The organism is Bartonella sp. TT119HLJHH, from assembly GCF_042193385.1.
Taxonomy (GTDB): domain Bacteria; phylum Pseudomonadota; class Alphaproteobacteria; order Rhizobiales; family Rhizobiaceae; genus Bartonella.
On the sequence record NZ_JBHILS010000006.1, the window covers coordinates 1 to 21,722 of the forward strand.

Annotated in this window: 20 protein-coding genes; 17 read left to right on the forward strand and 3 right to left on the reverse strand. The window is 37.6% G+C overall.

Annotated elements, in window-relative coordinates; translation table 11 throughout:
• The 16 genes from ACFIJL_RS04480 to ACFIJL_RS04555 all read left to right on the forward strand — a co-directional run.
• Positions 1-408: YadA-like family protein (locus tag ACFIJL_RS04480; RefSeq protein ID WP_375622921.1), on the forward strand; the 408-nt coding region annotated here is incomplete at its 5' end.
• Positions 405-1,007, forward strand: a complete 603-nt coding sequence (locus ACFIJL_RS04485) for an invasion associated locus B family protein (protein ID WP_375622923.1) — start codon at positions 405-407, stop codon at positions 1,005-1,007. The genes ACFIJL_RS04480 and ACFIJL_RS04485, both read left to right, overlap by 4 nt.
• A gap of 908 nt (positions 1,008-1,915) precedes the next feature.
• Entirely contained in the window at positions 1,916-3,226 is a 1,311-nt protein-coding gene (locus ACFIJL_RS04490) for a Ppx/GppA phosphatase family protein (protein ID WP_375622925.1), read from the forward strand.
• 29 nt (positions 3,227-3,255) lie between these two features.
• Complete coding sequence (locus ACFIJL_RS04495; protein WP_375622927.1) at positions 3,256-3,984, forward strand: RlmE family RNA methyltransferase; 729 nt, start codon at positions 3,256-3,258, stop codon at positions 3,982-3,984.
• 172 nt (positions 3,985-4,156) lie between these two features.
• Positions 4,157-5,182, forward strand: a complete 1,026-nt coding sequence (gene obgE, locus ACFIJL_RS04500) for a GTPase ObgE (RefSeq protein WP_375622929.1) — start codon at positions 4,157-4,159, stop codon at positions 5,180-5,182.
• A gap of 1 nt (position 5,183) precedes the next feature.
• Positions 5,184-6,323, forward strand: coding sequence for a glutamate 5-kinase (gene proB / locus ACFIJL_RS04505; protein ID WP_375623101.1), 1,140 nt, complete (start codon positions 5,184-5,186; stop codon positions 6,321-6,323).
• Positions 6,324-6,368: 45 nt separating this feature from the next.
• Positions 6,369-7,625, forward strand: coding sequence for a glutamate-5-semialdehyde dehydrogenase (locus ACFIJL_RS04510; RefSeq protein ID WP_375622931.1), 1,257 nt, complete (start codon positions 6,369-6,371; stop codon positions 7,623-7,625).
• Positions 7,626-7,654: 29 nt separating this feature from the next.
• Positions 7,655-8,248, forward strand: a complete 594-nt coding sequence (locus ACFIJL_RS04515; protein ID WP_375622933.1) for a nicotinate-nucleotide adenylyltransferase — start codon at positions 7,655-7,657, stop codon at positions 8,246-8,248.
• Between the two features lie 109 nt (positions 8,249-8,357).
• On the forward strand, positions 8,358-8,744 hold the full coding sequence (rsfS, locus tag ACFIJL_RS04520) for a ribosome silencing factor (protein ID WP_375622935.1): 387 nt from the start codon (positions 8,358-8,360) through the stop codon (positions 8,742-8,744).
• Between the two features lies 1 nt (position 8,745).
• Positions 8,746-9,228, forward strand: a complete 483-nt coding sequence (gene rlmH / locus ACFIJL_RS04525) for a 23S rRNA (pseudouridine(1915)-N(3))-methyltransferase RlmH (protein WP_375622937.1) — start codon at positions 8,746-8,748, stop codon at positions 9,226-9,228.
• Between the two features lie 133 nt (positions 9,229-9,361).
• Positions 9,362-10,606, forward strand: coding sequence for a murein hydrolase activator EnvC family protein (locus ACFIJL_RS04530; RefSeq protein WP_375623103.1), 1,245 nt, complete (start codon positions 9,362-9,364; stop codon positions 10,604-10,606).
• Complete coding sequence (locus ACFIJL_RS04535; RefSeq protein ID WP_375622939.1) at positions 10,596-11,906, forward strand: S41 family peptidase; 1,311 nt, start codon at positions 10,596-10,598, stop codon at positions 11,904-11,906. The genes ACFIJL_RS04530 and ACFIJL_RS04535 overlap by 11 nt, the downstream gene beginning before the upstream one ends.
• Before the next feature lie 39 nt (positions 11,907-11,945).
• Positions 11,946-12,473, forward strand: a complete 528-nt coding sequence (locus tag ACFIJL_RS04540; RefSeq protein ID WP_375622941.1) for an RNA pyrophosphohydrolase — start codon at positions 11,946-11,948, stop codon at positions 12,471-12,473.
• Between the two features lie 100 nt (positions 12,474-12,573).
• A complete protein-coding gene (locus ACFIJL_RS04545; protein ID WP_375622943.1) occupies positions 12,574-13,134 on the forward strand; it encodes an invasion associated locus B family protein in 561 nt (186 codons plus the stop codon).
• A gap of 350 nt (positions 13,135-13,484) precedes the next feature.
• Complete coding sequence (locus ACFIJL_RS04550) at positions 13,485-13,778, forward strand: YggT family protein (protein WP_375622945.1); 294 nt, start codon at positions 13,485-13,487, stop codon at positions 13,776-13,778.
• A gap of 22 nt (positions 13,779-13,800) precedes the next feature.
• Positions 13,801-14,124, forward strand: a complete 324-nt coding sequence (locus ACFIJL_RS04555; protein ID WP_375622947.1) for a DUF167 domain-containing protein — start codon at positions 13,801-13,803, stop codon at positions 14,122-14,124.
• A gap of 42 nt (positions 14,125-14,166) precedes the next feature.
• Here ACFIJL_RS04555 and ppa read toward each other — a convergent pair whose 3' ends face one another.
• From ppa to mgtE, 3 genes are all read right to left on the reverse strand, one after another.
• The gene (ppa, locus tag ACFIJL_RS04560) at positions 14,167-14,697 is read right to left on the reverse strand and encodes an inorganic diphosphatase (RefSeq protein ID WP_375622949.1); all 531 of its coding nucleotides are present in this window, start codon (positions 14,695-14,697) and stop codon (positions 14,167-14,169) included.
• Between the two features lie 68 nt (positions 14,698-14,765).
• The gene (gene typA / locus ACFIJL_RS04565; RefSeq protein ID WP_375622951.1) at positions 14,766-16,592 is read right to left on the reverse strand and encodes a translational GTPase TypA; all 1,827 of its coding nucleotides are present in this window, start codon (positions 16,590-16,592) and stop codon (positions 14,766-14,768) included.
• Positions 16,593-17,831: 1,239 nt separating this feature from the next.
• A complete protein-coding gene (gene mgtE / locus ACFIJL_RS04570; protein ID WP_375622953.1) occupies positions 17,832-19,208 on the reverse strand; it encodes a magnesium transporter in 1,377 nt (458 codons plus the stop codon).
• Positions 19,209-19,607: 399 nt separating this feature from the next.
• On the opposite strand from mgtE, the gene ACFIJL_RS04575 reads away from it, so the two are divergent.
• Positions 19,608-21,632, forward strand: a complete 2,025-nt coding sequence (locus ACFIJL_RS04575) for a M3 family metallopeptidase (RefSeq protein WP_375622955.1) — start codon at positions 19,608-19,610, stop codon at positions 21,630-21,632.
• Positions 21,633-21,722 lie beyond the last annotated feature (90 nt).

Here is a 21,722-nt window from a genome sequence, read left to right on the forward strand (position 1 = left end):
AATGGTGGTCAGTTGCATGATTATACTGAAGAGCAGATGAAGATAGTTCTTGAAGATGCCAATAAGTATACGGATGAAAAAGTTAGTAGTCTTGTCAATGATGGTGTTAACGAGTCGAAATCCTATACAGATATGAAGTTTGAGACGTTGAATTATGCTATTCAGGATGTTCGGAAAGAAGCAAGACAAGCTGCTGCTATTGGTCTAGCGGTGTCCAACTTACGTTACTATGATATACCAGGATCTTTAAGTGTTTCATTTGGGAGTGGTTTATGGCGCAGTCAATCTGCACTTGCTATTGGTGCTGGTTATACATCTGAAGATGGAAATATTCGCTCGAATGTATCTGTGACAAGTGCTGGAGGTCATTGGGGAATAGGCGCTGGAATTACTCTGAGGTTGAGATGATAATAGAAAAAATGGCTGTTATTGTAAAAACGAGAAGTATGTTAGTAAAGGTTCTGTTTGCTCTTGCCTTAATAGGCAAGGGCGAAAGCTTTGCTAATGAGAACAATAATATTTATACAGTGCATCCACCGCACTTATCGATACCTAAGGGAGAGCCTGGCGAAACACGTCGAATTATTATGCAGTTTTATGATTGGACTTTGATTTGTGACGAAAAACAAAAGCTTAAACATAAGCAAGGTATATGTAATGTGACACAGACTGTTCATGATCAAGAAGGAAATACCATTTTTAGTTGGTCTCTTGTTTCTACGACAAGTGGTCAAGCAGTGATGCTTTTTCGAACATTGCCAAATTCTGATATAAATGTTCCGATTCAAATGTTTGTAAAAGGTGTTAAAAAACCTATTCTTATTAATTATACGCAATGTAATGAAACGGTTTGTTTGGCACAATCACCTGTAGGGCCGGTTTTGACTAAACAAATAGAGCAGAACAATAAGGTACGTATTTCCTATAAAACTAAAGAAGGTAAGGTATTTTCTTTTACTGTACCCTTTAAAGGGTTAAATGCGGCACTTAATTCTTTCCGTCCTTAGAATCTATCGAGTATTTTTAACAAGAGTCATTTTTCCATAAATTGTTGTATTGTATTTCTGAGTGTAAATTATAAGGTCAAATAAGTAAGAAGTTTTATATAATATGATATCGAGGTGATTTGTTGGAAAGAGTGAGAGTTTTATGAATATAAAGTCACAGTAAGTTTTTTATATATAATAGAAAATCAAGTTAGTGTTTTCCATAATGCTTAAAGAATGATTTCATTAGTTATTAAAAGTAAAAAAGATTAGAAATACTCGATTTCTTCCTTACAATAATGAGTAGACTAAATTCTTTTTTAAAGCTTCAAATGGATTTTTAGAGCGGTCTGATAAGTATTAATATTTTTAGATAAATTTATAATTCTATAGATTTTTTTAACGATAGTTTTCATTGGTATTTACAAAATAACAGCTATTGTAATTGCATTTCGTAGTATTATGGGACTTTTATTCCAGCATAATCAAAGCCATTTCATTGCGTATAACAAACGAGGCTTGTGTGTGGATAACGAGATTAAAAAATTTTTTTTCTTATAAAGCATAAGAATGTATAAGTTGTTGTAACCTTAAGAGTCAGCAAATAGTATGATAGTGTAGGTTTGTTACAATAGAGGTGTGCTCCGTGTAAATGGTATAAAGAAAAGAGCATAATTTATAAAAAATAATGTGAACGTAAACGATAAATTTATAGTTTTAAGTTCATAAAGAGAAGCATGATTTCACGGAAACAACCGAAAGATTATACAAAAATCTGAATGATGCTAGTGTAGAAAATTTTAATGATAGGAAAAGAAAGAATGGTTTCTTGTATATATCATTTGATGCTGCATTATTGCTTTATTTAGGAATGAGCAGAAGAGTTTTCGCGTTTATTTATTGGGGGGAACGCTCAAGGGATAAGGGAAATGGCTCCGTTAAATTATGGTTCAAAAGAGTTAAAGCGAGGAGAAATATACGGTACCAAAGCAGATCAGTTGTATGATCAGTGCGGTAGTAATACAAATCATCATTCTGCATTGTCACGAACAGAGGCATACTCTGTCCTTGTTGATATAAAGAGACAACAGAGAAAAAAACATTATGAACAGAAACAAGTTTTTGTTCAATCTGAAACAGCTTTTGATTTTCATAGTCAGATAATGATAGGTGCTCAAAAAACAAAAAAACTCAAAGCACCTTTTCTTCGACGGTTCCATCCAGTAAAATCTCCACCTCTTTATGCGGCACTTGATCTCGGAACAAATAATTGTCGTCTTCTTATCGCATCTCCCAGTAAACCTGGATATTTTCGTGTTGTTGATGCTTTTTCTCGTATTGTACGATTGGGAGAAGGTTTAATAAATAACGGTTTTCTTAATACACAAGCTATGGATCGTGCGATTGAAGCATTAAAGATTTGTCATTTAAAGCTAAAACAAAGGCATATTAAGCGTTATCGCTTGATTGCAACGGAAGCTTGTCGTTCTGCAGAAAATGGTAGACATTTTATTCAGCGTGTTTTGGAGGAGACAGGTCTTGAATTGGAAATTGTTGATCGGCAAACAGAAGCGCGTTTTGCTGTTACAGGGTGTAGTACACTTGTTGAACCAAATACTGACGCTATTGTGCTTTTTGATATTGGAGGAGGATCATCAGAAATTGTGCTACTTGATGTTTCTCAAAAGCGTTCTTTTCGTTTAGCTAGACAAATTATCGCTTGGACTTCTCTTCCTGTTGGTGTTGTTACGCTCGCTGAACGTTTTGGAGGGAATGATATTAGCTTAGACGACTTTGAAAAAATGAAAAGCTATGTGCGAGGGTTATTAAATAATTTTTCAGATCGTCATAAATTAGGAAAGTTAGCACAAGGTTCAAAGTTTCATCTTTTGGGAACCTCCGGTACGGTTACGACTTTAGCAGGAATGTATCTTAATTTAGAGCGTTATGATAGGAAAAAAGTGGATGGCATTTGGATGAATGATGCAGACATTACACTTATGACACAACGCCTATTATCATGGGATATAGAAAAACGTGTCATAAATCCTTTTATTGGACGCGAGAGAGCAGATTTAGTTTTAGCTGGTTGTGCAATTTTAGATGTTATTAGGGAAGTTTGGCCCAGTCAGCGTTTAAGAGTTGCTGATCGTGGATTAAGGGAAGGAATTTTGATAGAGCTGATGTTACGCGATGGGGTATGGTGTCATCGTAGAAAGAGCAGAGATTTCAAGCGTTAGAGAATTAAATATGGAGACAATGAATAACGATGAAAAAAACAACAAAAACACCGCGAGGTGGCTATGGAGGTTCAGGGTCACATGAATTATATCAGCGCGTAAAAAAGAAAGCAGGAACCATTAAAGCTTCATCACGACGATGGTTAGAGAGGCATCTGAATGATCCTTATGTCCATCAATCAAAAGTAGATGGTTATCGTTCGCGTGCGGCTTATAAACTCATTGAAATTAATGAGCGCTATAGGTTTTTGAAAAAAGGCCAAAAGGTTATTGATTTAGGAGCGGCACCTGGGGGCTGGTGTCAGGTGGCTGAGTGTATAGTAGGGTCAAGTGATGAAGATCCTAGCGTTGTTGGTATTGATTATTTACATGTTGATCCATTGCCTAGAGTTGCCATGTTGGAAATGGATTTTTTGCATACAGATGCACCGCAGAAATTAATTGAGACTTTAGGAACAAAACCAGATGTGGTTCTTTCTGATATGGCAGCGCCAACAACAGGTCATCGTCAGACGGATCATTTAAGAACGATTTATTTATGTGAAGTTGCGGCTGATTTTGCTCTTTCGGTTTTAAGACCTGGGGGGCATTTTTTAGCAAAGGCTTTTCAAGGAGGAGCAGAAAACACTCTTCTCACGATACTAAAACAGCATTTTAAAAAAGTCTATCATGTTAAACCACCCGCAAGCCGATCAGAATCAGTAGAACTTTATCTTTTAGCACTTGAATTTAAAGGAAAAACAAACATTCAAGAATAGCGCCTTCTTTTAAGAAGATTTAACTTTACTTAACCTATTTAAATGTGATGATTTTTTCTCAAGGAGTTATCGGCGATAGTGACAGTTTTTCTGTTATCAATGATGAAAAACTGGTAAAACTAATGTATTGCCTATAGAGGTAGAGAGATTGATTCCTCAGTGAGTGTTTCCAATGAAATTTCTTGATCAAGCTAAAGTTTATATTCGTTCTGGTAATGGAGGTTCTGGAGCAGTATCATTTCGTCGTGAAAAATTCATAGAATTTGGGGGGCCAGATGGAGGGAATGGAGGACGGGGTGGTGATGTCTGGGCTCTTGTTGTTGATGGGCTTAACACACTGATTGATTATCGCTACCAACAGCATTTTAAAGCAAAAACAGGAGGCCATGGCAAGGGGCGTAATATGACAGGTGAGAAGGGTGATGATGTCATCCTTAAAGTTCCGGTTGGGACGCAAATTTTTGAAGAAGATAATACAACGTTAATATGTGATTTAACGGAAGTGGGACAGCGCTATCGCCTTGCAAAAGGGGGGAATGGCGGTTTTGGCAATCTTCACTTTACAACATCGACAAATCGGGCACCGCGTCGTGCAAATCCAGGTTTGTCTGGAGAAGAGCGTGCAATATGGCTTCGTTTGAAGTTAATTGCTGATGCCGGGCTTGTTGGTTTACCCAATGCCGGAAAATCAACTTTTTTAGCTTCTGTAACGGCGGCAAAGCCAAAAGTTGCAGATTATCCTTTTACCACTCTACATCCTCACCTTGGTGTTGTACGAATTGATGGTCGTGAATTTGTTTTGGCTGATATTCCGGGATTGATTGAAGGAGCGCATGAAGGTGTAGGAATTGGAGACCGTTTTTTAGGACATGTGGAACGTTGTCGTGTGCTCCTTCATTTGATTTCTGCTCAAGAAGAAGATGTAGCAAAAGCATATCAAATTGTGCGTCATGAACTTGAGGCATATGGAAATAATCTAAGTGATAAAACTGAAATTGTTGCTTTAAGCCAGATAGATACTCTGACAATTGAAGAACGTGAAGCTAAACAGGAAGCTTTGCAAAGAGCAGCGGATCAACCAGTTATGATGTTTTCTGCGGTTAGTCGCGAAGGTTTAGAAAATGTGCTGCGTGCTGGTGCACATATTATTGAAATATCACGCAAAGAGGAGAACGGTGGGGATAGCAGGATTGATTGAGATGGTTGTTGGATTGCAAAAACTTACACACTATAAACGTATTGTGGTCAAGATTGGATCTGCCCTTTTGGTTGATCCTCAGGCAGGTTTACGGGTTGAATGGCTTAAAAGCTTGATCAGTGATGTTGTTGAATTGCACAAAGGAGGCGTAGAGATATTGTTGGTGTCTTCAGGTGCTATTGCTTTAGGAAGGACATTGCTACAGCTTCCTAAGGGGGCTTTGAAATTGGAAGAAAGCCAGGCATGTGCTGCTTTGGGGCAAATTGAGTTAGCAAAAACCTATGGTGATGCGCTTGCTCAACATGGGCTCAAAACAGGCCAAATTTTGCTCACTTTATTTGATACGGAGGAGCGAAGGCGTTATCTCAATGCACGTGCAACGATTGAGACGCTTTTATGTTTGGGAGCTGTGCCTGTTATTAATGAGAATGATACTGTTGCAACAACTGAAATTCGTTATGGTGATAATGATCGTTTAGCTGCGCGTGTGGCAACAATGGTGAGGGCAGATCTTTTAATACTTTTATCTGATATTGATGGTCTTTATACAAAGTCTCCCCATAGTGATCCTACGGCTGAATTTATACCTTTTGTTGCATCCATTACGCATGATATCGAAAAAATGGCAGATGTTGCTGCTTCAGAGTTTTCACGGGGAGGAATGAAGACTAAGCTTGATGCCGGAAAAATAGCTAATGCTGCTGGAACGGCGATGATTATCACCTCAGGCAAGCGTATGAATCCCCTTGCTGCAATTGACAAAGGTGAACGCAAGAGTTTTTTTGCGGCAAGTAAGAAATCTGTCAATGCTTGGAAAACATGGATTTCTGGTCATTTAGATCCATCTGGTGTTTTGACGATTGATCAAGGAGCCATTAGGGCTCTTGAAACAGGAAAATCGTTATTAGCAGCAGGGGTTATTGGCGTTGAGGGAAATTTCCAACGTGGGGATACGGTTGCAATTGTTGGTACAGATGGAGTTGAGATTGCGCGTGGACTTGTAAGCTATGACAAAGATGAGGCTGTACGCATTATAGGACATAAAAGTGAAGAAATTGAAGCTATTCTTGGGTATGAGGCGCGCTCTGCTATGGTGCATCGTAATGATATGATTGTACGTTGCTTGATCAATTCTGTTTAAAAAAGTTACTTTTGTTTTTATTGTTTTCGCAGAGTGGATAATACGATGACTTTAGAAGAACAAATGAGGAATATGGGGCAGAAAGCACGCCATGCCGCTGCAGTGTTGGCCGTTACTTCTTCTGAGCAAAAGAACAATGCATTGGAAATGATCGCTTTAAGTCTAGAGGCTCAGTCAGATAAAATTTTACGAGCGAATTGTCAAGATTTAGAGAAGGCTGCTCAGAATAATTTGAAAGCTGCAATGATTGATCGGCTAAAATTAGATGATTTGCGTTTAGGTGCAATGATAGACAGTGTTCGTCAAGTTGCTCGTTTGTCTGATCCTGTTGGGCAGGTCATGAGTGCGTGGACACGCCCTAATGGGCTTCATATAAGTCGTGTAAGGACACCTCTTGGTGTGATTGGCATTATTTATGAAAGTCGTCCAAATGTTACAGTTGATGCGAGTTCTTTGTGCTTAAAAGCAGGCAATGCTGCGATTTTGCGCGGTGGTTCGGATAGTTTTCATTCTTCACATGCTCTTCATTGTGCGTTGGTACAAGGTTTAGAGTGCTCTGGTTTACCCAAAGATGCTATCCAAATGGTTGGAACGACAGATCGTGCTGCCGTTGGGGAAATGCTCAAAGGATTGGATGGAGCGATTGATGTTATTGTGCCACGTGGTGGAAAGAGCCTTGTTGCGCGCGTTCAGTCTGATGCACGTGTTCCAATTTTTGCCCATTTAGAGGGACTTTGTCATATTTATATTGATAAATCGGCAGATTTGGATATGGCGCGTAATATTGTTTTAAATGCGAAGTTGCGTCGGACAGGGATATGCGGTGCTGTTGAGACAGTTCTCATTGACAACGAGGCATTAAAAAAGTTTCTTCCTGTTTTAACTGCTTTACAGGAGAAGGGATGTGAAATTCGTGCCACAGAAGATATTGTTTTTCTTATGCCAGATGTCAAATTAGCTTCTGAAGAAGATTGGTCGCATGAATATCTTGATGCTATTCTTTCTGTTAAAACGGTTGAGGGGGTTGAGGGAGCCATTGCTCATATCAAGCGTTATTCATCAGGACATACGGAATCGATTATTGCTGAGGATTTGGAAGTGGTGAAGGATTTTTTTAATCATTTAGATTCAGCTATTTTATTACACAATGCATCTACACAATTTGCTGATGGAGGTGAATTTGGTTTTGGAATGGAAATTGGTATCGCAACAGGAAAAATGCATGCACGTGGTCCCATAGGTGTTGAACAGCTAACATCATTTCAATATCACGTTAAAGGAAATGGTCAGGTTAGAGCTTGAAAAATCCATTTTTTCTATGGAAAAATCGTATGCCACATGTTGAAAGATCTAATGTTGTAGGTCTTTTTGGTGGTTCTTTTAATCCGCCGCATGCGGGGCATCTTCTCGTTGCAAAAATTGCCATTCGGCGTTTGCATCTTGATCAGTTATGGTGGATGGTTAGTCCTGGGAATCCTTTAAAGGATTGTACACAGTTACTCCCTTTAGAGGAGAGAATGCGATTAAGTTTTAAACTTATTGACCATCCAAAAATTCGCTTAACAGGTTTTGAACAGGCTATAGGGAGCAAAGTATCTGTAGATACGATTTTTCATATTCTTACCCATTGCAGTGGTGTAAATTTTGTATGGATTATGGGGGCAGATAGTTTTACGACGATACATCATTGGTATCGATGGCATGATATTGTTTCTATGCTTCCTATTGCGATTATTGATCGTCCTTTAGGCAATCGGTCGGCACTTTCTTCTCCTATGGCGCACATTTATAGCCAGTTTCGTTTGGACGAGAGAGAAAGTGAGCGATTACCTTTTATAAAACCACCAGTTTGGACTTATTTGCATGGACCTTTATCTTTTCAATCTTCAACAAAGCTTCGTTTGAAGAAGAATAATTTTTCTTGAACAATTTATAAGATTCTGCTTCTCTTTAGAGAAAACTTTTTACATTCTACAACAATAAGAAAGGAATATTGATCTGAAAAAAGTTGTAAAAAACCACTCTTACGATATTATGCCCTTAACAGAAAAAGAAGTTTTTTCTGTTAAGGGGAGTCTTGAAGTTATTCTCAAGAGTTTGGAAGATACAAAAGCAGAAGATATTGTTGCTATTGATATTCAAGAGAAGACATCTTTAGCTGATTATATGATCATAGCTTCAGCACATTCGCAGCGTCATGTATCTTCTGTTGCTGATCATTTATTACGTACTTGGAAAGATAGTGGGCAGGGGCTTGCGCGTGTAGAAGGGCTTGCTGGAGGTGACTGGGTATTGATTGATACAGGTGATATTATCATTCATCTTTTTCGTCCAGAAATTCGTCTTTTTTATAATTTAGAAAAGATATGGATGACTCCGGATTTAAACAATACAAAATCGGTTCTTTTCGGAGATCATTAAAATGCAAATTTCTATTTTTGCGGTTGGTCGTATGAAAAGTGGGGCGGAGCAAAAATTGGTTCAGCATTATTTGGATCGTTTTTCTAAAATTTCTGGAGATGTAGGCTTTCATTTAAAAAAGTTACAAGAGATACCAGAAAGTCGTGCTCAAACAGCTTGTCAACGTATGGAGGAAGAGGGGAGAAAACTTATTGAATTTTTACCTGAAAAATGTCGATTAATTGTGTTAGATGAGCGTGGAGAATCGATTTCTTCAACTTCTTTTTCTGAAAAATTGAGGTGTTATCGTGATGAAGGCATTCGAGATGTCGTCATTGCTTTGGGAGGACCTGATGGGCATAATGAACAAATAAGGAAGCGTGCTGATTTTCTTTTATCTTTTGGTTTGATGACGTGGCCACATCAAATTGCACGTATTCTTCTTACAGAACAACTTTACCGCGCTGTAACAATTGAAAATAATCATCCGTATCATCGTTTTTAATATTTTTGTGCAATTTTTAGCACTTATTTATATATTTATTAATAGTGTTTTAGCCGACACCATTTACAACATCTCTAATGTATACGATGAGGTGTCATGGTGTTCGCAAATGAAAAAGCTTCTTCATAGAAAGATGCGATATTTATATGGGGAATGCGTGATATTTGTCATCCTGCTCTTGAGTATGTTTTTTTGCTTTTCTGTATCGCATGCGGAAGATACAATGAGGAGTACGGAAGCACATAAAGAATTGGAAGAGATTCGCCAAAATATTTCACTTTCGCGTGAGCGTGTTGCTTTTCTTATGCATCAAGTTGAGCATTTAAAAAAAGATCAACGTGTTTTGAGAGATGCACTCATAAAGGCGGCTAAAGAAGAACGTACAGTAGCAGATGATATTGCTAAAAGGGAAGAAAAGCTTGAAAAAATGATAGAAAAGCGGGTACAAGTCTATCAAAGTTTAAAAAATCGTCGTTCTGAATTTGCGGAAGTTCTTGCAATTTTGGAACGTATGGGATTGAATCCGCCTCCTGCTCTTATGATACAGCCAGAGGACGCGTTGGCTTCTATACGTAGTTCTGTTTTATTAGGTACTGTTATTCCTCAGATGCAGGAGAAAACACGAGATTTAACAGTAAAACTCAAGGAGTTGACCAATTTGAGTAATTCCATTACTAGGGAATATACAGCATTAAAGACAAAACTGCAAAATCAAGCAGAGCAGCGAAAACGTTTAGAGCTTTTATTAGACAAAAAAAACAAACTACAAACAAAATCAGAAAAAGAACTTACAGAACAGCAACGAAAAAATATTGCTCTTGCTAAAAAAGCGCAGTCTTTGGAAGAATTGATTTTAGAGCTCGACCGTCAGTCAAAACTTAGCTCTGATGCATCAGTACAGGTACGGAAAAGTTTGCAATTGTTAGAACAGTCCAATTTTGAAAGCCGAAAAGGTTCTTTACTTTTTCCTGTTTCCGGAAAAAGAATATATCATTCTAGCAAAAGTTCGCAGATTACGCGCTTTGGTGAAACGATAGAAACAGAGTCAGGAGCTGTTGTTATATCACCTGTAGATGCTTTTGTTGCTTTTGCTGGGCCATTTCGTTCTTACGGACATTTAATCATTCTCAATGTTGGAAATGGTTATCATATCATTCTTACTGGAATGTCGAGAATTAATGTAAAACAGGGGCAGTTTGTTCTTTCAGGTGAGCCTCTGGGTATAATGGAGATGCAATTTATTTCAAACAGTGTTGCATTGGATATAGGAAAAACTTCTCCAATGCTTTACATTGAGTTTAGAAAGCAGGGAAAACCTGTAAATCCAACTCCTTGGTGGCAGACTGAAAAAATAAGAAGGAGCCAAAATGATTCGTAAAGTTATTCTTTTGGTCGCTGGGGTATTGCTCGGCGCCTGTTCAATGGTTATGGTGCAGTCTGTTGCTGCGAATAATGAAGATAATGCATATAAAAAGCTAGCTATATTTGGCGATGTTTTTGAGCGCGTGCGTATGCAATATGTTACAGTTCCAGATGATAAAAAGCTGATTGAAAATGCTATCAATGGCATGCTCACATCGCTTGACCCTCATTCATCTTATTTGAATGCTGAAGAAGCCAAGGATATGCGGGATTCTACGAAAGGAGAATTCGGAGGTCTTGGTATTGAGGTCACTATGGAAAAAAACTTAATTAAAGTTGTTTCACCAATGGATGATACTCCCGCTTCAAAAGCAGGTATTCTAGCAGGAGACCTTATTTCAAAAATTGATGATGTACAAACGAATGGTCAAACATTGAATGAAGCTGTTAATAAGATGCGAGGTGCTCCTGGAACACCAATTACCTTAACAATTATTCGTTCTGGCGTTGATAAGCCATTTGAAGTGAAGATTATTCGTGATATTATCAAAGTAAAAGCGGTAAAATATCGGGTTGAGGGTGACATTGGATATGTGAGAGTTATTCAGTTTTCTGAGCAGACATTAAATAATCTTCTAGCGGCAATTAAAGATATCCAATCTAAAATTCCTGAAGATAAGCTAAAAGGTTACGTTCTTGATTTGCGGCTTAATCCGGGTGGTCTTTTAGATCAAGCTGTTAATGTTTCGAGCGCTTTTCTCAATAAGGGTGAGATTGTGTCAACTCGTGGGCGCAAAAAAAGTGATGTGACGAGATTTGATGCAAAGCCAGGTGATGTCATCAATGGAAAACCGCTCATTGTTCTCATTAATGGTGGTTCGGCAAGTGCTTCTGAAATTGTTGCGGGTGCATTACAAGATCATCGTCGTGCAACAATTTTAGGGACGCAGTCTTTTGGTAAAGGGTCTGTTCAAACAATTATTCCTTTGGGTGAAAATGGAGCTTTACGCTTAACAACAGCACTTTATTATACGCCATCTGGCACTTCTATTCAAGGAACAGGGATCACGCCTGATATTATTGTAGAGCAGCCACTTCCTGAAAAATATAAGGGTTATGATGTAAAAGTTGGTGAGTCTGCATTAAAAGGACATATCAAAGGAAAACGAGAGAGTAATAAAGGATCTGGTTCAGCTGCTTTTGTTCCCCAAGACCCTAAGGATGATATTCAATTGAATGAGGCTTATAAATTATTACGAGGTGAAATGGCAAATGCAGCATTTCCACCAGATCCCAATAAGGATGTGTTAAAGTGAGAATTGATATCTATAGCTTGCGATTTTGAGGAATATTAAATGGATGCAGGTATTAATTTGAAGATTCTTCCATATCGCAAATGTGTTGGGATTGTTATCTTTAATCATGAGGGTAAAGTGTGGGTTGGGCGTCGTTTAATGATGCCCATTCATGCAGATGCAGATATTGACATATCTCATCGTTGGCAGCTTCCTCAAGGAGGGATTGATGAAGATGAAAAACCATTAGATGCGGCATATCGTGAACTTTATGAAGAAACGGGTATTCGATCTGTAAAGTTGATTAAAGAAGCACAAAATTGGTTCCATTATGATTTTCCACAAGAACTTATTGGGTGCACATTAAGCAATAAATATCGTGGGCAAATACAAAAGTGGTTTGCTTTCCAGTTTACAGGAAAGCTTTCTGAAATTGCGATTAATCCGCCACCAGATGGCAATAAAGCGGAATTCGATCAATGGAAATGGATTGATCTAGAAACCCTTCCGTTGATTGCTGTTTCTTTTAAAAAGCACGTTTATACGAAAGTTGTCAGTGAATTTCGAGGTAGCCTTAGACCATTATAAAAGCTATATGATTATGAGAAAGTATTTTTTATTAAGGTGCTTTATATTATTTATAAATAATAACCATGTTTCTCTTTTATGTAAAGAACAGGAATATAAAATGAAAAAATTATTTAATTTACTTATAGTTTTTACTCTCTTGAGTATTTCATCTGTTGCATTTGCAACAAGTTCAAAACCTCCTGCATCAAAAGATGCGGCAGCAACATTGCCAAATGGAGCTTCTTCTTTGACTGAAACCTACGGTTTGTGGACTATTAACTGTGGTATACAAGAAGGGAAAAGAATTTGTTTTATGCACCGTCAAGAAGTGAATGAGCAGGGGCGTGTTGTTGTGGCTATGGGTCTTACTCTCGATGCTGAGGGTGTTGTATCTGGTAATTTAACAGTTCCTTTTGGCATTTTGGTTTCTAAGCCTGTTCGTTTACAAGTTGATGAGGGAAAAGCTGTTATCGAAACCGGTATCCGGACTTGTGTACCAGCAGGTTGTGTGGTTCCTGTCGTTTTTGACAAAAATCACGTAGCAGCTTTACGTTCTGGAAAACAGTTAAAGTTGGCGATGACAATTGCTGCTGCAGGTGAACCAGCTTTGAATGATTTATTTGTTCAGCTAGATGGTTTTAGCAATGCTCTTAACCGTTTAACTGCTTTGCAGAAATAATTTTAAAAATAAACTAAAAACGGCCTTTTAAGTCCGTTTTTAGTTTGTTTGTTTTTTATATATTAATAATTAAAACGATGAGATTTAAGATTAATTCTATAAGGGATATTCAGAGTTTTTTAAGTTCTCAGATTTTTTGCCGTTTCTTCTATTTTTATGTGCTATTTTTAATTTTGATATTTGTTTTTTAACTGCATCGTCATTAAGTAGAGAGATGAAGAATTTAGATGTCTGGTTTTTATTCAAGAAAAAAGAATATTAAAATATAAAACCATTGTTTGATACACATATTTACTGTAATGAAGGCCTTCTATACGCTCTTCTGTTTCCTTGATTGAAAGGGATAACGCATGATTTATGCATTGCTTAGAGCAATTGATTTGATTTTTGAAATTTATATTGATATTTTAATCGCTAGTGTCGTTTTTTCTTGGCTTTATGTCTTTAATATCATAAATTCGCGCAATCGCTTTGTTGTTTTGATAGGAAGCTTTCTATATCGTCTTACAAATCCCGTTCTAAGCCGTATCCGGAAAATTTTACCAAATTTGGGAACGATTGATATTTCACCTATTGTAGTGTTCATTATTATTTATTTTATTCGTGTTTTCATGTGGCGCGTTTACGCAAACATATATGTATAGAAATATTACTTGAGGCGAATACATGTTTTATCAAGTTGATAAAAATAACTTGATTTTGTTTGTATATCTCATTCCCAAATCATCCGTTGACAAAATAATAGGGATTGAATGTAGGGATGGTGAAAAACAATATCTGGTTATACGCCTTCGTGCTGTTCCTGAAGATGGAAAAGCAAATAAAGCTCTCATTAAATTTCTTGCGAAGCAGTGGAAGATTTCAGCTTCTTCTATTTCTCTGAAAAGCGGCGCAACATCTCGCTACAAACAACTTTACTTTTCGACACATTTAGAAGAATTACAGCAGATATGGCAATCCCTCACAGAGTATATGTCGCAGAAGAAATAAATAATAAAGCCTATAAAAACAGGCTTTATTTTATTAGAATTGTTATATTTCTTTATTGCGTTCAACAGCTTGCTTAATCAATTCATAAGCAAAGTTTTTATCACGCCATCCTTCAATTTTAGCCCATTTTCCAGGTTCCAGATCTTTGTAATGCTTGAAGAAATGTTCAATTTGTTTGAGTGTAATCTCGGGCAGATCTGTATAGTCATGAATATTGATATAGCGTTTTGTTAATTTTGTAGTGGGAATGGCAATAATTTTTTCATCTTTACCACCATCATCTTCCATCATTAGAGCTCCGATGGGGCGAACATTGATCACACAACCAGGCATAAGTGGACGGGTATTACAGATAAGGACATCAATAGGATCACCATCATCTGAAAGCGTATGAGGGACAAAACCGTAATTTCCAGGATAAACCATCGATGTATGAAGAAAACGGTCAACAAATAATGCGCCCGATTTTTTATCCATCTCATATTTTATTGGTTGACCACCAAGAGAGACTTCCACAATAACATTAATATCTTCTGGTGGGTTTTTACCCACGGGTATTTCCTTAATATTCATAAAGACATCCTTTCTGGGATAGGGTGGGGCTCAATACAATCAAGTGTTTTACCAAAGAGATTGTAAAATTAGCTTGAAATTGATGCACGTGTTTTTTCAAAACGTTTACGTTCATTGGGATCAAGATAGAGCTTGCGGAGACGAATATTTTTAGGGGTCACCTCCACAAGTTCATCATCTTGTATCCACGATAAGGCGCGTTCTAACGTCATTTTAATGGGAGGCGTTAGCTTTACGGCTTCATCTTTTCCAGAAGCGCGCATATTGGTGAGTTTTTTTCCTTTTAACACATTGACTTCTAAGTCATTATCCCGTGAGTGGATGCCAATAATCATACCTTGATAGACTTTCACACCCGCATCGATAATCATAGGTCCACGATCTTCAAGATTAAAAAGAGCATAAGCGACAGATTCACCGTTGTCATTTGAAATCATAACACCATTAACACGACCAGCAATGTCTCCTTTATAAGGTTCATATGCATGGAAAAGGCGATTCATAATTGCTGTACCACGTGTGTCCGTTAAAAGTTCAGATTGATAACCAATGAGTCCTCGGGTTGGTGCATAAAAGACAAGGCGGACACGATTACCTCCAGAAGGACGTAATTCCACCATTTCACCTTTACGTTCAGACATTTTTTGTACAACAGTACCGGAATATTCTTCATCAACATCGATAACAACTTCTTCGATTGGCTCAAGAGTTATTCCATTTTCATCTTTTTGCATAACAACACGTGGACGTGAAACACTAAGTTCAAATCCTTCACGGCGCATATTTTCAATGAGAACTGCAAGCTGTAATTCTCCTCGTCCTGAAACGTAGAAAGAATCTTTATCGGCAGATTCTTCAATTTTAAGAGCGACATTGCCTTCTGCTTCTTTTAACAAACGGTCACGGATGACACGGCTTGTTACTTTATCGCCTTCAGTTCCAGCAAGGGGACTATCGTTGACAAGAAAACTCATAGTAACAGTAGGAGGATCAATTGGTTGCGCAGTAAGGGGTTCATTGACAGCTGGATCACAGAAAGTATCCGCAACGGTACCTTTTTGTAGACCAGCAATCGCAACAATATCACCCGCACTTCCTTCTTCAATAGGTTGCCGTTCTAGACCACGAAATGCTAAAATTTTTGAAATACGCCCAGTTTCTAAAAGTTTTCCATCTTGTCCAAGAACTTTGACATTTTGATTGGGTTTTAGAGATCCAGAATGAATTCGCCCTGTAATAATTCGTCCCAAAAACGGATCCGCTTCAAGAATAGTTCCAATCATGCGAAAAGGTCCTTCTGCTACACTAGGAGAAGGGACATGCCGCGTTACAAGGTCAAATAAAGGACCTAATCCCTGATCTTTTGGTCCCTCTGGGGCTTCAGCCATCCATCCATCGCGTCCAGATCCATAAAGAATAGGAAAATCAAGCTGTTCATCGGTTGCATCAAGAGCAGCGAAAAGGTCAAAAACCTCATTAATGACTTCATCAACGCGTGCATCTGGTCGGTCAATTTTATTAATAGCAACAATAGGGCGCAATCCTACTTTCAATGCTTTGCCAACAACAAATTTTGTTTGTGGCATTGGTCCTTCAGCAGCATCAACAAGTACAATGGCTCCATCAACCATATTGAGGATGCGTTCAACTTCTCCACCAAAGTCGGCGTGTCCTGGTGTATCAACAATATTAATTCGAGTATCTTTCCAAACAACAGATGTCACTTTCGCTAGGATTGTAATTCCGCGTTCTTTCTCAATATCGTTGGAATCCATCATACGTTCGCTTGTACGCTGATTATCACGGAAGTTTCCTGATTGCTTGAGAAGTCCGTCTACAAGCGTTGTTTTCCCATGGTCAACGTGGGCAATGATGGCAATGTTACGCAATTGCATAAATTTTCTTCTTTTCGTTTAATGAAATTTCATTTGAGGCAAAGTCTTTACATTCTTTGCCTGACTATTAAAAAACCTTTTACATGTTTTTTTATAATTTTGGAAGATGGAGGCAATATTTTTATGGCAAAACTATTTATCCAAGTCTTTAAGGCTCTATTAAGCTTCAATTGCTGGAGCTTTGTAAAAGGATTTTTATAGTACGTATGTTCTATTCTCGAGCTAAGAATTATCCAAAAAACACCGTCAACTTGATTTCTATCAATATGACACAAGGAATTTATATGAGCTCTTGTAAGAGTAAGTATAAAGCTAGCCGTATTATTGTTGTTGTTTTGCAAAGAGATTGATAAAAATCCGGAATATCTCTCAATCCATAGCCAATTTATTGACAACTGTACAACATTCTTATTCTATAACTTGTCAATCAAAATCCAGATCTAATGCAACCGTGTATTTGAGGTAAATATTGAGATGATTAAGAATTTTATAAGAAGTTCTAGCTTTTGTATGCCAGATTGGGCAAGAGTTATATCTGTTTGATTTATTTATGAACCCAGAATACAGTCTTATTTAGAAAGAATATGAAGGCATCCAAAGAAAATGTCCATCTTTGCCGTTAATCCAATTTATGCTTTCAAAGGCATCTAAAGTAATATCTTTTAAACCATGGAGATAGTGCCTTGCCACTCACACTTTTGTTAATCGTATTCTCTAATAGGAGCATGCTTTTCATGCCAAACAGAACACTTTAAACAGAATATACTTATTGTTACATATTCATGTACTTAAGAGAGATTGCTTAACGTACACTACATCCATTCCATGATAGGGCTCATAAATGATATAATATACGCGAATAGTATACTATTAACGCCTTTGTGAAAAAATATAAAGCTGTTGAGCATTATCATTATTATTCTTTCTCAGCTGTCAATATTGCGCCAGTTTTTGATACGAGAAAGAAGATATAAGAAGTATTTTATTTTTTCTTGAATAGTTTTTAGCCATACACCGATCTCGTTTGTGACTGGCAAGAAGATGACTTTAATCGATTTAATATGAGAAGCTTTATGATGAGGTAAATTTACGTTATTCAGAGCTGTTATTCAAAAAAAATAATAAATTATCTATGGAGCGGTGTGTTAGAAAACAAATAATAGAGTTTATTCTCTTATGGAAAGATCTTAGGTTACATTATAAGATCTTTCCAGAAGAAAAAGTTTTTACTTTATATGTTTAAAGAAGAGTTCCTGACAAAATGAGGGAAGCTACAGAAAAATAGATTATAATGCCCATGACATCTACTAAAGTTGCCACAAAAGGAGCAGAAGCACTTGCTGGATCAAATTTTAAACCTTTAAGAATAAAAGGCAACATAGATCCAGAAAGAGAACCAAAGGTAACGATTCCAACTAAAGCTGTACCCACTGTTGTCGAAATAGCAATCCAATGTTGGCCATAGTCGTAGATACCCAGTTTTTGCCAAAGAGCAATGCGCGTAACACCAATAATTCCTAGTAAGAGACCAAGGGATAGTCCTGTTGGAATTTCACGAATGATCACTTTCCACCAGTCTTTCAACGTGAGTTCACGTAAAGCCAATGCACGGATAATAAGGGATGTAGCTTGTGAGCCGGAATTTCCTCCTGAGCTCATAATGAGAGGTATGAACAGTGTAAGAATAATCGCTTTTTCGAGTTCTGTTTCGAAATGTTGCATAGCGCTTGCTGTCAGCATTTCACCGATAAAGAGTAAAGCGAGCCATCCGCCACGTTTTTTCATCATTTCAGGAAACTTAATTTGCATATAGGGCTTATTAAGCGCTTCCATACCCCCAAATTTATAGGCATCTTCATTCATCTCATCGACCATAGTATCAAGCACGTCATCAACGGTTACAATGCCAATGACATGGTTACTTTCATCAACTACAGGCACAGAGAGAAGATCATGGCGCTGGAAAAGGCGTGCGATATCTTCATGATGTGTGAAGGGCGATATTGTAATGGGCGAGTCATGGGTAGGGACATTAAGAATTAGTTCATCAGGTGAGGCAAGAATAAGGTTACGCAGGGAAACAGCTTTGAGAAGAGTACCTGTTTTAGGGTCAATTACATAGCTGGTATAAACTGTTTCACGTGTCCGCTCGACCTCACGGATGTGATCCAAAGTTTTTTGTATGGTCCAGTTTGAAGGAACGGCTATAAATTCTGTTGTCATCAGTGCCCCTGCTGTATGGTCAGGATAACTGGTGAGTTTTTTAAGTTCAGCGCGCGTTAAGGGGTTAAGCAAGGCATAAAGTCGTGTGCGGGTTTCTTTATCCATTTCTTGAAAGACGTCTGCAGCCGCATCGGCAGACATGCCATCAAGAATTTCAACAGCACGATTTATAGGGAGAAGTTCTAGGATGGCAGCAGGTTGCTCAAGCTCTGGTTTATCAAAAAGTTCGATAACATAATCAAGAGGCAGAAGACTAAGAATAGTTACACGTTCCATGATATCGAGGTCATTTATGATATCAATAGAGTCTGCAAAATGCTGGTTCTTTAACTTTTCAGCAAGAGCTTCAGGAGAAAAATTTTTGAAGTCGAAGGCCGTTTTGATTTCAGTCATGATAAAGTACCTCCTGAAGAGTTGGAGAGTTGTAAATCTAGATAATAGATGAGATAAAAACAAAAGTTTATGGAAGATTTAAAAAAACTCCCCAGCTATATTCCCAATTGTTAATATTTGCAGTAAAGTCAAGGGTAAATTATAAGTTATAAACAAGTTTCTGAATCACTAAAACGAGAATACAGCTTAATTTGAGGATAATATAAAAGCGTAAATGTAAAAATCAGTTCTGATTTTTACCATCATTTCTTTAATGCAGTTTTGCGATTTTCAGGTTTTTTATTCAATAGCGTTTTGAAAGGTAGTTTTGAAACTCACGAGATAGTTTTAGTATGTTATCAATTTGTGTTGTAAAGATAATTGTTACAGTTTAAATTTATAATGGAGATATAAAGTATTATGGCAAAAGAAGCAGTGCTGGAGTGGAAGGGATTTTCATGTCTTCCTGATTTTTCTTCTATAAGTGATGAAGATTTTAAACCCGCTTTTGAACAGGCACTTCAAGAAGCCGAAGAAGAACTAGAGGCGATTGCGATGGTGCAAGAACCACCAACGCTTGAGAATTTTTTACAGCCTTTTGAGCTTTGCGGCAAAGCGCTTGATCGTGTCTGTTCGATATTTTTCTTACGCACCAGTGCTCATACGAATGTATTAATTCAACAGCTAGAGCAAGAGTTCGTTGTAAAACTTTCTCGTTATTCTTCAAAAATGATGATGGATGCGCGGATATTTGCGAAAATAGATGTGCTTTATAAACAGTCGCAGCTGGGCATATTTGAGAGTGAAACAACACGTGTTCTTGAATTATGGTGGAAAAAGTTTGTTTGTCATGGGGCAAAACTCGATGAAAAAGCTAAGAAACGGCTTTTGGAAATTAATGAAAGACTTGCTTTTTTAAATGCTACTTTTGGACAAAATGTCTTAAATGATGAAGCTGAATGGATTCTGTTTTTAAAACAAACAGACTTATCTGGTTTACCACAAGATCTCATTGCTTCAATGAAGGAAATTGCGTGTGAAAGAGGCAATGAAGAAGCCTATGCATTAACATTAGCACGCTCGATTATTGAACCTTTTTTAAAATTCTCTGATCGTCGTGATTTGCGTGAGGTTGCATTCCAAGCTTGGGCTAAACGTGGTGAAAATAATAACAAGAATGATAATCGAACCATTATTTTAGAGATTGTTGCGCTTCGAGATGAGCAAGCTAAATTATTGGGATATAAATCTTTTGCAGATTTAAAACTCGATAATACCATGGCTAAAAGTGTTGATTCAGTTATGGATTTGCTTATGCCTGTATGGGAGCGAGCAAGAGTGAAGGCTTCTACTGAGCAAATTGAATTACAAAATTTTGCCAATAATCAGGGCAGCAATGAATCTTTAGCCGCTTCAGATTGGCGTTATTATTCTGAAAAACTTCGCACTGAAAAATTTTCTTTCGATGGCGCTGAAATTAAATATTATTTTCAGCTTGATCGTATGATTAAAGCAGCTTTTGGAGTAGCAGAAAAACTCTTTGGCATTACATTTGAAGAAAAAAATTCTATTACACTTTGGCATCCTGATGCACGTTTGTGGGAAGTAAAGAAATCTGATGGAAGCTTGCTTGGGCATTTTATTGGTGATTATTTTGCGCGTTCTTCAAAACGCTCTGGTGCGTGGATGAGTAGTTTGCAATCACAACATAAATTGGATGGCGGCCAAAAGCCTATTATCTACAATGTTTGTAATTTTGCTAAACCACCCAAAGGGGAAGTTGCTCTTTTATCACTTGATGATGCACGTACGCTTTTCCATGAATTTGGGCATGCATTGCATGGTTTGCTTTCTGATGTAACATGGCCATCTGTGTCGGGAACATCTGTTTCACGTGATTTTGTTGAGCTACCTTCTCAACTTTACGAACATTGGTTAACCGTACCAGAGATATTAAAATCTTATGCTATACATACAAAAACAGGTCTTCCTATGCCACAAGAGTTGATAGATAAAGTTTTAGCAGCACAGACATTTAATGCTGGATTTTCTGCGGTTGAATTTATTTCATCAGCTTTAGTGGATATGGCTTTTCATCAAGGCGAAACAGTAACTGATCCAACAATTTTTGAACATAAAGAATTGGAAAAGTTACAAATGCCAGATACAATTATTATGCGTCATCGTCCTCCACATTTTATGCATGTATTTGCAGGGGATGGTTATGCCGCTGGTTACTATTCTTATATGTGGTCAGAAGTGCTTGATGCTGATGCTTTTCAGGCTTTTGAAGAAACGGGAGATGTTTTTAATTCAGAACTTGCTGATAAGTTGAAACGTTTTATTTACTCCGCTGGAGGAAGTCGTGATCCAGAGGAGCTTTATAAAGCTTTTCGGGGACGGATGCCTTTACCAGAGGCAATGATTAACAAACGTGGTCTGTAAGATATAACGGTATGGTTAGCACCATGCCGTTTTCATATTCTTTGGAAGGATGTGGTTGCGATTTATGCAAATTCTCTCTGCATTATAGCT

Bases quoted from the DNA above. Each gene is read 5' to 3' on its own strand.
- ACFIJL_RS04485 (WP_375622923.1), top strand. From the start codon at position 405: ATGATAATAGAAAAAATGGCTGTTATTGTAAAAACGAGAAGTATGTTA.
- ACFIJL_RS04490 (WP_375622925.1), top strand. From the start codon at position 1,916: ATGGCTCCGTTAAATTATGGTTCAAAAGAGTTAAAGCGAGGAGAAATA.
- ACFIJL_RS04495 (WP_375622927.1), top strand. From the start codon at position 3,256: ATGAAAAAAACAACAAAAACACCGCGAGGTGGCTATGGAGGTTCAGGG.
- obgE (WP_375622929.1), top strand. From the start codon at position 4,157: ATGAAATTTCTTGATCAAGCTAAAGTTTATATTCGTTCTGGTAATGGA.
- proB (WP_375623101.1), top strand. From the start codon at position 5,184: ATGGTTGTTGGATTGCAAAAACTTACACACTATAAACGTATTGTGGTC.
- ACFIJL_RS04510 (WP_375622931.1), top strand. From the start codon at position 6,369: ATGACTTTAGAAGAACAAATGAGGAATATGGGGCAGAAAGCACGCCAT.
- ACFIJL_RS04515 (WP_375622933.1), top strand. From the start codon at position 7,655: ATGCCACATGTTGAAAGATCTAATGTTGTAGGTCTTTTTGGTGGTTCT.
- rsfS (WP_375622935.1), top strand. From the start codon at position 8,358: ATGCCCTTAACAGAAAAAGAAGTTTTTTCTGTTAAGGGGAGTCTTGAA.
- rlmH (WP_375622937.1), top strand. From the start codon at position 8,746: ATGCAAATTTCTATTTTTGCGGTTGGTCGTATGAAAAGTGGGGCGGAG.
- ACFIJL_RS04530 (WP_375623103.1), top strand. From the start codon at position 9,362: ATGCGATATTTATATGGGGAATGCGTGATATTTGTCATCCTGCTCTTG.
- ACFIJL_RS04535 (WP_375622939.1), top strand. From the start codon at position 10,596: ATGATTCGTAAAGTTATTCTTTTGGTCGCTGGGGTATTGCTCGGCGCC.
- ACFIJL_RS04540 (WP_375622941.1), top strand. From the start codon at position 11,946: ATGGATGCAGGTATTAATTTGAAGATTCTTCCATATCGCAAATGTGTT.
- ACFIJL_RS04545 (WP_375622943.1), top strand. From the start codon at position 12,574: ATGAAAAAATTATTTAATTTACTTATAGTTTTTACTCTCTTGAGTATT.
- ACFIJL_RS04550 (WP_375622945.1), top strand. From the start codon at position 13,485: ATGATTTATGCATTGCTTAGAGCAATTGATTTGATTTTTGAAATTTAT.
- ACFIJL_RS04555 (WP_375622947.1), top strand. From the start codon at position 13,801: ATGTTTTATCAAGTTGATAAAAATAACTTGATTTTGTTTGTATATCTC.
- ppa (WP_375622949.1), bottom strand. From the start codon at position 14,697: ATGAATATTAAGGAAATACCCGTGGGTAAAAACCCACCAGAAGATATT.
- typA (WP_375622951.1), bottom strand. From the start codon at position 16,592: ATGCAATTGCGTAACATTGCCATCATTGCCCACGTTGACCATGGGAAA.
- mgtE (WP_375622953.1), bottom strand. From the start codon at position 19,208: ATGACTGAAATCAAAACGGCCTTCGACTTCAAAAATTTTTCTCCTGAA.
- ACFIJL_RS04575 (WP_375622955.1), top strand. From the start codon at position 19,608: ATGGCAAAAGAAGCAGTGCTGGAGTGGAAGGGATTTTCATGTCTTCCT.